Consider the following 12,135-nt stretch of genomic DNA (forward strand, 5'->3'; position numbering starts at 1 on the left):
AGCGGCTGCAAATGTAAAACCTTTTTTTAAATCACCAAATAAAAATTTAGCTTTTTTTAATCTTACTTTTTCAACAAACTCTTTAGAACTTCGTACCAACCCGTTTCCTCGTTAGCGGCTGCAAATATACCACTCTTTTTTATTCCTATACAAACTTTTTTTAACCTTTTTTTGAAGTTTTTTTATTTAAAAAAACAATCAACTGATAAATAGCTATTTATATTATTTAAAAAAATACTTTGGAGTGCGTTCCTTTTAAAAGGACAGCTAATATAATTCAAATTAAGCAAACTTGCAATAGTAATTTAACTTTTCTTTGATGCTTTTAACTTAGGTTTTGGAACATCAATTACTCTTGAACCGAGTTCGATATAGTTAAAATTTAATTTTGAAGGTTGTTCTTCGAGTACACCATCCACAAATGCTCTTTGTAAAATGTCTTCAATTAAATAGTCAAATTTGTTTTCTGCGGGATTGTATTCATCTTTTAATGACAATTTAAACAAGTTAGCGGTAGTGTTGTACCAAAAAGCTTTCCACCCACTTCTATAATCTTTCACTAAATCAAATGCTGTTTGACCTGTTTGTCTATGAATTAACTTAATTAAAATTTCTCCTTCAGTACGAGTTAACTTCTTTAATTGGTCTGTAAATTCTCCTTCTAAGTACTTTTGAATTCTTTTGGTATAGATTTTTTTTCTTCTTTTTGATTTAATATTCTCCAATCTTTCATTTAAAACTTGAATTCTATCCGCTGCCAATTTTGCGTATGGGTATGCCTTTAAAGTTTTTTTTCGATACCAATAATAGTATCTTCTGTCATAATTAGTTTCAAACTTTAATTTTTTAAGTAATAAAACTTCATCTAATTCTATTAATAGAGTATCTCCTTCAAAAACTATATACCTTTCAGATAATGGTATTGAATCTTTAGTTTTTTCTTCTTGTGAAAAAATTGAAGTACTTAAAAGTACTATTAATATATAGGTGTGTTTTTTCCAGTTAATTTTCATCATTTCATAGTTACATCAAAAAAGATTCCAAAAATACAAAAATACAAAGTCTGTTTTGAACAAATTTTCAAAAGTTTAAACTTAAATACTCATAATAAATTGTAAGCATATATAACATTTTGTTATCTTCGTTTTCTTTAATAATATATATGTATACAAATGAGCAAAAAAATATTGAATAAAAAGTCGATTGCATTTTTAGAAAAGTATTTAAATAATGCATCTCCTACAGGTTATGAAAGTGAAGGGCAAAAAATATGGATGGAGTATTTGAAACCTTATGTTGACAATTTTATTACCGATAGTTATGGAACTGCTGTTGGGGTTATAAATCCAGATGCCAAATTTAAAGTTGTGATTGAAGGACACGCTGACGAAATTTCATGGTATGTAAACTATATAACTCCCGAAGGATTGATTTATGTAATTAGAAATGGAGGAAGCGATCACCAAATAGCTCCTTCAAAAATAGTTAACATTCATACCAAAAAAGGAATTGTAAAAGGAGTGTTTGGTTGGCCAGCTATACATACCAGAGTTAGTGGGAAAGAAGAAACTCCTAAATTAGATAATATATTTATTGATGTTGGCTGTAAAAAGAAAGAAGAAGTCGAAAAATTAGGTATTCATGTAGGGTGTGTAATTACTTATCCTGATGAATTTTTTATTTTAAATAAAAATAATTTTGTTTGTAGAGCACTTGATAACCGAATGGGTGGTTTTATGATTGCTGAAGTGGCTCGCTTGTTAAAAGAAAATAATATTAAACTTCCGTTTGGATTGTATATTACAAACTCGGTTCAAGAAGAAATTGGATTACGTGGTGCAGAAATGATTACACAAACTATTAAACCAAATATTGCCATTGTAACTGATGTTTGTCATGATACTACCACCCCAATGATTGACAAAAAGAAAGAGGGAGAAACCATTTCTGGAGATGGACCTGTAATTAGCTATGCTCCTGCGGTTCAAAATAATTTAAGAGATTTAATTGTTGACACTGCAACTGCTAAAAAAATTCCTTTTCAAAGAATGGCATCTTCAAGATCAACAGGAACCGATACCGATGCTTTTGCCTATAGCAATGGAGGAGTACCATCCGCTTTAATCTCTTTAGCACTTCGTTATATGCATACAACTGTGGAGATGGTTCACAAAGACGATGTTGAGAATGTAATTAAATTAATTTATGAAACACTTTTAAACATAAAAGAAGGAGAAAATTTTAGTTATTTCAAATAAATGATACTATTAAGAACCCTTTTAGCAATAATTAGACTTATTTTATTTGCATTAACTACCATAACTATTTATGGTATATTGTTAATTACCAATATTTTTTATAAAAGTAAAGTTAAAAAAGTAGAACGTGGTATTATTTATAGACGTACCATTATACGCTTACTACATTATATTGTAGGTTCAAAAATTAAAGTATATGGAGAAGAACCTAAAGAAAGTGGTTTAATAATTTCAAATCATAGAACTTATTTTGATTCTATAGTTATCTTAAAAAATATTTTAGGATATCCAATAGCTAAAAAAGAAGTAGCTTCTTGGCCTTTAATTGGAAATGTTTGTAAAACAACTGGTGTTATTTTTGTTGATAGGGAAAATAAAGCTGAAAGAACTGAAACTAGAAACAAAGTTTTAAAAACCTTAAAAAATGGTTTTTCAATTTTAAATACTCCTGAAGGAACTACACATATAAAACCTACAACTATTCACTTTAAACCTGGAGCTTTTATTTTAGCAGCTCAATTAGGTGTGCCTGTACTTCCAATTGCAGTAGATTATAAAAATTTAAGTGATGCTTGGATTGGAGATGATACGTTTTTACCCCACTTTATCAGATGTTTTGGAAAATGGAGAACTGAAATTAAGGTAAGTTATTTAAAACCTGTTAAATCTGATAATCCTGAAGAATTAATTCTTACCTCTAAAAAACTAATTGATGATGAGCTTTTAAGGTTTAGAAAAGAATGGAATTAAAATAAATAATTGTAAACCAAAAAGCCTATTCAAAATTTTGAATAGGCTTTTCTTTTAATTAGATAGAATGGTTACAACTAATTTTGTATTTTTAATGTTTATCATCACATCAATTTATTATGAAAAATACCATTGCTGAAAGGATTTTTGATTTTTTAAAAAACTTCCCTCCTTTTGATGTGTTAGAAAAAGATCAACTTTATAAAATAGCTTCAAATGTTAAGGTTACCTATTTAGAAAAAGGAAACTTTATATTTAAACAAGAAGAAAACCCTCATGAAAATTTCTACATTGTAAAAGATGGCGCTATTGGATTATACAGAACCATGGGAGAAGATCAAATTTTAGTAGATATTTGTGATGAAGGAGACATTTTTGGATTGCGCCCACTCATTCAAAATGATCATTATTTAATGAGCGCGAAAGCAAATGAAGAATCTTTATTATATGCCATTTCAGTAGAAATTTTAAAAGAGATTATTAAAACCAATGACAAAGCAACTAAATTTATAACCGCAAGCTTTGTTTCTAATATTAAAACTCCTTATGTCAATAAAGCTAACAGCCATTTGTTTGCAAATGTAGATTCGTTAGAAAAAAACAATGCATTTACCGAAGTTCAAACTGCTCAATTTAGTAAAAATCCCATTACTTGTTTAAAAACTTCAACTATTAAAGATGCTGCATTAATCATGAGTTCTAAAAGAGTTGGCTCTATTTTAATTGTTGAAGACAACAAACCAATAGGAATAATTACCGACAAAGATCTTCGACTTAAAATTGCAACTGGTTTAATTTCTATTGAAGAAAAAGTAACTGCAATTATGTCTTCTCCGGTTATTACTTTTCCTAAAAAAATTACTATTGCAGAGGCTCAAATTGCTATGATAAAGCATCAAATAACCCATTTATGCATTACAGAAAACGGGACTTCAAATTCTGTTTTAATTGGTATATTATCTGAACACGATATTGTAGTGCTTCATGGAAACAATCCCTCTGTTTTAATTAAAGAAATAAAACGTGCAAAAAATGTCAATTCTTTAAAATATATTAGAGAAAAAGCGTCAAGCTTATTAAAAGGTTATATTGAACAGCGTATACCAATTGTATTTATTTCAAAAATTATTTCAGAAATAACAGATGCCATAACTATCAAATCTATAGAACTATCATTAAAAGAAATGAAAACTAGCCCCCCAGCAAAGTTTAGTTGGTTGGCTTTAGGCAGTCAAGGTAGAAAAGAGCAACTTTTAATTACCGATCAAGATAATGCTTTGGTATTTGAAGATGTAACTGATGAGATTTACAAATCTACCCAAGAGTATTTTATGAATCTTTCAAAAAAAATTACTGAAAAGCTACATATAATCGGATATGAATATTGCCCTGCAGAAATGATGGCAAGTAATTCTAAATGGTGTTTATCTTTAAGTGAATGGAAACATCAATTTAATACATGGATTACAAAGCCTTCAGAAAAATCTATTATGCTTTCTACCATATTTTTTGACTATAATTTAGTATACGGAGAGAAAGAGTTGGTAAAAAAAATGTCTAAAAGCATTTTTAAATCCATTAAATCTTATGAGATTTTTTTAAATTTTTTAGGGAGAAATGCTTTAGTAAATCCTCCACCACTTGGCTTTTTTAGACAATTTTTAGTTGAGAATGACGGAGAACATAAAGATCAGTTCGATTTAAAAAGCAGAGCTTTAATGCCTTTGATTGATGCCGCTCGCTTACTTATACTTTCACACAATATAAAGAACAAAAACAATACTATTGACAGATATAGAAAATTAGCAAAAATTGAACCTCAAAATAAAGAGTTGTATTTATCTTGTATTGATGCTTTTAAAATATTACTCCGTTATAAAACTGAACAGGGTATAAAACATAATGATTCTGGTAGGTTTGTTGACTTAAATCTTTTGAATAAATCTGAAAAATTAAAACTCAAAGGGTGCTTTAAACCTATTAAAGATATTCAAGAATTGTTAAATATTAGATATAATTTAGCTCAAATGATGTGATATTTTCTTGGTTTAAACATAAAACGTATCCTGATTTTTGGAAAAATTACTTAAAAAAAATCAAACAAAAACAGTCTCAAAAAATTGAAACTACAACCTTTGTAGTTTTCGACACAGAAACTACTGGTTTAGATATTAAAAATGATAGAATTTTATCTATTGGAGCTGTCAGTATTACAAACAATATAATAGATGTATCTAACAATTTTGAATTGTATTTAAAACAAGATAAATTTAAAGTTGAAACTGTCCAAATTCACGGAATTTTAAAAGAAGGAAACATTTCCAAAACTTCAGAAAAACAAGCGATTCAGCATTTTATAAATTATATTGGAAATTCCGTTTTAGTTGCGCATCACGCAGCTTTTGATATTGAAATAATCAATACCGCTTTAAAACGATTTAACTTACCTAAACTTAAAAATAAAAGCATTGATACTGGAATTTTATATAAAAAATTAGCTGGTAAAAAAGACAATCATTTTAATTTAGATGCTTTATGCGCTGAGTTTAAAATTCCTAAACACGATAGACATACCGCATCTGGAGATGCTTATATTACCGCTCTTTTATTTTTAAAAATAATAGCTAAATTAAAACAAGAAAGAAATATTCATTATTCTGATTTATTTAGAAGAAATCAGAAAAAAGGACTATTATAAAAAAGTCTATTCAAATTTGAATAGACTTTTTTATGATGTTGATTGATTTGGTCGTTAATTTTTCTTTTTATAAACTAGTTGACCTAGTTCAACTGCGATACCTGTTTTTGCTAAAATTGTAAATATAAATGCTCCCATTGCCCAAATACCTAGTGTTACTGAAATTTCAACTAAAGTTGGAGTGTATTCAGCAATTTTACCCCAAGGTCCAGGAATAAATCCAGGAACAATTAATCCAAATCCTTTTTCTATCCATATTGCAATAAATAACATTCCACAAACAACATATAAAATATTTAAGTTACTTCTTAATTTATGAAACGTTAAAACAATTGTTGCTACAACATTTAAACTAATAGAAGTCCAAATCCAAGGTAATAAAGCTGTTTTTCCCTCTAAACCAAAAAACAAATATACTGCACTTATACTATGGTGTGTAGGAGCATAAAACTCTTTAAATAATTCAGAAACTAACATAATTAAATTAATTTGAGCAGCTACAGTAACTATCATACTAATTTTTTTAATGGTAGTATCTGGTATTTTAAAAGCTGTAAATTTTCTAATTATGGCTAATACAATTATAATTAAAGCAGGTCCAGCTGCAAATGCAGATGCTAAGAATCTTGGTCCTAATAAAGCATTATTCCAAAATGGTCTAGCTTGTAATCCTTGGTATAAAAATGCTGTAACCATGTGGATACCGACCGCCCAAAAAACAGATAAAAACACTCCTGGTATATAAATTTTAGGATTAGGAGTTTTTCCTTGATAACGCATAATTAAAATATACATTGGAATGGTAATATTGATAAATAAATACCCATTTAACACCAATACATCCCAAGTAAGCATTGAATTTGGAAAATTAAACACCCCAATAACGGGTATCATATGCCATAATCTAGCAGGACCACCCATATCTGCAATTACAAATGCCAAACACATACATAAAGCTGCAACTGCCAACCCTTCCCCTATTAATACTGCCTGTTTAAAATCTATGTTTTTAAGTACATAAGCTGGTAATACTAACATTACTGCTGCTGCTGCCACTCCTACCAAAAAAGTAAAATTAGAAATGTACAATCCCCAACTCACACGATCTGTCATACCTGTTGCACTTAAACCTTCTTCCAACTGAATGCTATAACTATACATCCCAACCAGCATTATAAAAGATAAAACTGCCATCCAAACATGATAAGCTTTACTTCCGTGAGTAACTTCTAAAAAACCATCTTTAATTAAATTTCCAAAAACTTTTAATGTCTTCATTTTTTATTTTTTATTTGGGCGTATCCTTTTAATTCTAAAAGGTTGGGCTTTCGCTTCTCGCTTTTTTATTTTCTAATAAAAAGAGCTCAAACAAACCGCTCTATCCCTTACGCAATAATGTAACTAGATCAATCTTAAATAAGAACAACTCTAATTTTATTAATCCATATAGTACCAAAACTTTGGTTCGGTACCTAAATCTTCTTTTAATCTAAACACTTTCTTATTTTCTAAAATCCAACGAATATTACTTTTAGGATCTAATAAGTTTCCAAATGTTCTTGCTCCAGTTGGACAAGCTTCAACACAAGCTGGATTTTGACCCTCACGTGAGCGCTGTATACAGAAAGTGCATTTTTCCATAACACCTTTTTTACGAAGTCTGTTTCCTAAATAATGTTGTTTTTTGTTTACTTCTTGTTCAGGAACTTCAGGTGTTTTCCAGTTAAATCTTCTTCCGTCGTAAGGACAAGCTGCCATACAATATCTACAGCCAACACACCAATCGTAATCAATTACAACAATGCCATCTTTTTCTTTCCAAGTTGCTTGTACTGGACAAACCTCAACACAGGGTGGGTTATCACAGTGAAAACACTGTGTTCCCATATAAAAATGTCCTTCGGCTGGAACCTCATGGTAATAATTATCATCAGATTCCTCAAAATTAAATCCTTTTCCATCTTCCATCTCATGGATTCTAATGTATTGCATTTCAGTAGCTCTGTCTTGGTTATTTTCTTCAACACAAGCATTTACGCAATCCATATAGCCTTGGCATTTAGAAATATTGAATGCATAACCAAATAATACATCTTTTTCAGCATCTTTAGAGGTCATATTTATTTTTTCTCCAGTACGCAATTCATAGGATCTTGTTAAGCGATTCACAGTTTCCTCTTTTTCTTTATCGGTCATTAACTTATAATTTCCTTTAAAGTACTCCTCCCATTCTATACCTGATTTCTCTTTGTTTTCATCACCACTCACAACACTACAAGAAGAACTAACCGCTCCAGCTCCAATTAAAAAACCTGCAGTTATTTTTTTAAATGCTGCTCTTCTACCCATAGATACATTCATAACTTGATCGTATCCATCTTTTGTTTTTTCACCTGAACAAGAGCCTGAATTATTTCCGCATCCACAAGAATCTACTTTTGGAGATTTTTTTAAATTTAAAGAATACCATTTTTTATTATCGTTATTCATTGTTTAGTTTATTTATTAAAACAATTGTTCTATTATTGACGCTCTTTAACTTTCTGCGTATTGAACCTAACTGGCCAACGTTTTTCAAATGCAGGTTTATGTGGGTTATGACAATTTACACAAGTATTAGATAATCTAGGTGGTGCCCAACCTCCTAGTTGTTTTCCGTGTGCGCCACCTTTCCAGTCTTTAAACTCTTTTTGGTGGCATTGGCTACATAATTTATAACTGTAATTAAAATCTATTTCGCTATTGGTTAAGCTATGTAAATTATCCATATTACCGTTTGAATGACACGTTGCACAATTCATAATTTCAACTCCAGCGTGAGCTAGTTTGATATTCCAATGTGCTGCTTTTTCACCAACTTGATTTTGTTTTAATTTTTCAATTGGTTGTGTATGGCATTCTGTACAATTGTATGATGTGATTTGACTTTTTCTTTCAGGAATTAAAAATTCATAACCATCTTCTGCAAACTTTACTGTCTTTATATTTTCATTAAAGGTTTTAGAAGTAATAGTTAAATTTTCTGGTGAAACAGTTTTTGCTTCAATTTTATCTGTAACTGTATGATAGTTATTTTCATGACTATGTTTACAAGAGATTACAAATAAACCTATAACTATTATTAATGTTTTTACTACTATTTTTTGTATCATTTCCTTCATCTTTTATCTAATAAAATCTCCAATATCCGTTGTTTCTTTATTGTTTAATACGTGACATTGTCTACAATTTGAACGTTCTGGATGCAATACTCTTATTTCAACTGGAGCTGCTGGTCCTGCGTGGCAAGCCAAACAATTTTCGTGTAATTGAATTTGATGAGGAATTACAGGTGGAGCTCCTATAAAAGCTTCGTTATTAATACTTGGAGTTGGAAATTCTCTTGAATGAATTGCTTTAAACAATCCTGTTGTTTTTTGAGGAACGTGACATTGTCTACAATTCACTTTTTCAGGATGAGGAACAACAGGTGTAAATGCTTTGAACTTTGCTACATAACCACCGTTTTCATGACATTTTAAACAGCTTTTACCTCCCATAGTTAGCTCATTTATAATTGGGTGAGGAATGCTTGGGGGTGCTCCGTGATATGCTCTATTATCATAATAGGTATCTAAACTTCTTCCTCCTTTATAATCATCACGCATTGTAGCATAATCATTGGCAAATTCAGAGCGTTCAAAAACTCCTTTTTCAGAAGGAATTAAAGCAGTACCCTTTTCAACAGGAAGTATAACATAAGCTTCTTCTTGTTCAGTATAATAACTTTTTGACCAAATAAAAATAGTGGTTATTGTTAGTAAAGCAAATATTCCTATAAAATATAATCGTTTCATAATTATACTTTTTCAATTTTTACTGCACACTTCTTATAATCGGGTTCTTTAGAAATAGGACAAAAAGCATCAAGAGTTACATCATTAATTAGCAAACTTTCATCAAAAAAAGGAACAAAAACTTGTCCTTTTGTTGGTAAACCTCTTTCATTGATTGATGCAGGCAATGTGCATGAGCCTCTTCGTGAAGTTACTTTCACTTGCTCTCCATTTCTAATTCCAAGTTTCATTGCATCTTCTGGATGTAATTCTACATAAGCATTGGGCATTGCTCTATGCAAAATTGGAATTCTTCTAGTCATAGAACCTGTATGCCAATGTTCAATAACTCGTCCTGTATTTAACCAGAATGGATATTCTTGATCTGGCATTTCAGGTGCATTTTCATATGGACGTTGCCAAATAATTGCTTTTCCATCTTTTTTTCCATAAAAATGAAAATCTTCCCCGTTTGTACAAGCTGGATCATATTTTGCATTAAACCTCCATTGTGTAGATTTTCCATTTACATAAGGCCAAATTACACCAGATTGCTTTTTTAATACTTCTAATGGAGCCATTCCATGTTTTGCTCCTTCGTGGAATTGACGATATTCATTATAAATTTCTTCTGCATGATTTTCTTCACTGTATGGAAATAAATCTCCGTATCCCATTCTCTTAGCTACTTCAATAGTCATCCAAGCATCTGGCATAGTTTCACCTGGACCTTCAACCATTTTATCCCATTGCTGTGTTCTTCTTTCAGAGTTTCCATACATTCCAGATTTTTCAATGTGCCAAGCTGCTGGTAAAATTACATCTGCAACATCTGAAGTTGGTGTTGGAAAGACATCTGAAACGACTACAAAACAAGATTTTTTTTGCATTGCCGGTCTATAACGACCTGTTTTTGGCAAGGATACTAATGGATTTGTAACTTGAGTCCAAATAAATTTAATATCTCCACGATCTACAGCTCTAAACATTTCGGTTGCATGGTACGTTGGTTTTGATGGAATTCTTTCAACTGGTACTTTCCAAATTCTAGCAGCCATTTCACGATCTTTTTTATTCATCACCACTCCATGTGGTAATTTATGAGTAAATGTACCTACTTCACGAGCGGTTCCACAAGCTGATGGCTGTCCAGTTAAAGAAAATGGCCCATTTCCAGGTTGTGAAATTTTACCTGTTAGTAAATGAATATTATAAACTAAATTGTTTATCCAAGTTCCTCTAGTGTGTTGGTTCATACCCATACACCAGTATGACACTACTTTGTTATTTGGGTTACCATAAATATTCGCTAAATACTTAATATCTTTTACAGATACTTTTGAATATTTTGCAACTTTTTCAGGCGTATAATCTTCTAAAAATTTTTTGTATTCTTCAAAATTAATTTCTTCAGGCTTATCATTAAATTTGAAATTATCTTCAAGCCCATATCCCATATTTGTTAATCCCTTATTAAAGTTACAATGTTTTTCTACAAATGATTTATTTACCCAACCATTATTAATAATTTCATAACAAATAGCATTTGCAACAGCCAAGTCTGTTTGGGGCTCGAATAAAATAGATTTATTAGCAGCCATACTAGAACGTGTTGTTCTGGTAGCAAAATCAATAATTTTTGCTCCTCTACTATTTTTTTGCTCTAACATTCTTGAAAATAAAACTGGATGCATTTCTGCCATATTATTACCCCAAGTTATAAAGTAATCGGCATGATCAATATCTTCATAACACCCCATTGGTTCATCAGCACCAAAAGTTGTTAAAAATCCAGCAACTGCACTTGCCATACATAAGCGTGCATTACAATCTAAATTATTAGTTCCAATAGCTCCTTTCATTAGTTTTGAAGCTACATAACCTTCTGGAATTGTAGATTGTCCAGATGTATACATTGCAACCGAATCTTTTCCGTGATCTTTAATTGTTTGCTTCATTTTATTAGCAACAATATCTAAAGCTTCATGAATCGGAGTTTTTACATAGGTTCCATTTTTTTTAACCAACGCATATGTTAAACGATCTTTCGCCTGAATACACATTGTTTGGTGGTATCCTTTTACACAAAGAAGTCCTTTATTTACAGAACTATTTGGATCTCCTTTTACCGCAACTGCTTTCCCATTTTCAACTCCAACTAAAATACCACAACCAACACCACAAAAACGACAAGGTCCTTTTTTCCAATCTAAATTTCCTCCTTTAGGTAAATTTTCAAGTTGTTCAGAAGCAAAAATTATTCCTGGGAACATTGTTGCGGCAGCAGTCATTGCTGCAGCAGCAGCCATTTTTTTAATAAAAGATCTACGATCTACGTTTGTTTGTACCATATTAATTTTATTTAGCATCAAATCCTGAAACCAATGACAAATGTTTCAAGCCTTTCATTTCTAATAGTTGATTATATATTTTTGTATCTGATTCTTCTGATTCTGTATCTGTTACAACAATAATTATTTCATGATTTTGAGCAGGAATTACCTCGCATTCGGAAAGTTTATGAAGCTCTTTTAGTAATTCTTTTTTACTATTCTCTTCACAATGAAGAACATAACTTTTTATTGGCATCGTATTTTATTGTAACTTAAGTTAC

The 12,135-nt window shown here is 30.6% G+C and carries 11 protein-coding genes; 4 read left to right on the forward strand and 7 right to left on the reverse strand.

What is annotated here, in order from left to right; genetic code table 11:
• Window positions 1–305: 305 nt before the first annotated feature.
• Window positions 306–1,013 (reverse strand): DUF4294 domain-containing protein, encoded by a 708-nt coding sequence (locus tag ACFQZW_RS11990; protein WP_386783267.1) that lies wholly within the window; start codon window positions 1,011–1,013, stop codon window positions 306–308.
• Between the two features lie 159 nt (window positions 1,014–1,172).
• Here ACFQZW_RS11990 and ACFQZW_RS11995 point away from each other — a divergent pair, with 159 nt between their 5' ends.
• The 4 genes from ACFQZW_RS11995 to ACFQZW_RS12010 all read left to right on the forward strand — a co-directional run bounded on the left by ACFQZW_RS11995 (window position 1,173) and on the right by ACFQZW_RS12010 (window position 5,706).
• Entirely contained in the window at window positions 1,173–2,258 is a 1,086-nt protein-coding gene (locus tag ACFQZW_RS11995) for a M42 family metallopeptidase (RefSeq protein WP_298265860.1), read from the forward strand.
• The gene (locus ACFQZW_RS12000; RefSeq protein WP_386783270.1) at window positions 2,259–3,008 is read left to right on the forward strand and encodes a lysophospholipid acyltransferase family protein; all 750 of its coding nucleotides are present in this window, start codon (window positions 2,259–2,261) and stop codon (window positions 3,006–3,008) included.
• Between the two features lie 119 nt (window positions 3,009–3,127).
• On the forward strand, window positions 3,128–5,044 hold the full coding sequence (locus ACFQZW_RS12005; protein ID WP_386783272.1) for a DUF294 nucleotidyltransferase-like domain-containing protein: 1,917 nt from the start codon (window positions 3,128–3,130) through the stop codon (window positions 5,042–5,044).
• Window positions 5,041–5,706: a 3'-5' exonuclease gene (locus ACFQZW_RS12010; protein WP_386783274.1), complete on the forward strand. Its 666-nt coding sequence runs from the start codon at window positions 5,041–5,043 to the stop codon at window positions 5,704–5,706. The genes ACFQZW_RS12005 and ACFQZW_RS12010 overlap by 4 nt, the downstream gene beginning before the upstream one ends.
• A gap of 54 nt (window positions 5,707–5,760) precedes the next feature.
• Here the strand turns inward: ACFQZW_RS12010 and dsrP are convergent, their stop codons facing one another.
• The 6 genes from dsrP to ACFQZW_RS12040 form a co-directional block, all read right to left on the reverse strand.
• A complete protein-coding gene (dsrP, locus tag ACFQZW_RS12015; protein ID WP_372802083.1) occupies window positions 5,761–6,984 on the reverse strand; it encodes a sulfate reduction electron transfer complex DsrMKJOP subunit DsrP in 1,224 nt (407 codons plus the stop codon).
• 159 nt (window positions 6,985–7,143) lie between these two features.
• Window positions 7,144–8,196 carry a 4Fe-4S dicluster domain-containing protein gene (locus tag ACFQZW_RS12020; protein WP_298288493.1) on the reverse strand — a complete coding sequence of 351 codons (1,053 nt, stop codon included), beginning with the start codon at window positions 8,194–8,196 and terminating at the stop codon, window positions 7,144–7,146.
• Between the two features lie 32 nt (window positions 8,197–8,228).
• Window positions 8,229–8,858 (reverse strand): cytochrome c3 family protein, encoded by a 630-nt coding sequence (locus ACFQZW_RS12025; RefSeq protein ID WP_298265880.1) that lies wholly within the window; start codon window positions 8,856–8,858, stop codon window positions 8,229–8,231.
• 12 nt (window positions 8,859–8,870) lie between these two features.
• Window positions 8,871–9,542: a cytochrome C gene (locus ACFQZW_RS12030; RefSeq protein WP_298288498.1), complete on the reverse strand. Its 672-nt coding sequence runs from the start codon at window positions 9,540–9,542 to the stop codon at window positions 8,871–8,873.
• A gap of 2 nt (window positions 9,543–9,544) precedes the next feature.
• Window positions 9,545–11,872 (reverse strand): molybdopterin-dependent oxidoreductase, encoded by a 2,328-nt coding sequence (locus ACFQZW_RS12035; protein ID WP_372802079.1) that lies wholly within the window; start codon window positions 11,870–11,872, stop codon window positions 9,545–9,547.
• Window positions 11,873–11,879: 7 nt separating this feature from the next.
• A complete protein-coding gene (locus ACFQZW_RS12040; protein ID WP_386783280.1) occupies window positions 11,880–12,110 on the reverse strand; it encodes a chaperone NapD in 231 nt (76 codons plus the stop codon).
• Window positions 12,111–12,135: the final 25 nt, after the last annotated feature.

Origin of the sequence: Lutibacter aestuarii, from assembly GCF_042676885.1 — a bacterium.
GTDB classification, from domain to species: Bacteria; Bacteroidota; Bacteroidia; order Flavobacteriales; family Flavobacteriaceae; genus Lutibacter; species Lutibacter aestuarii.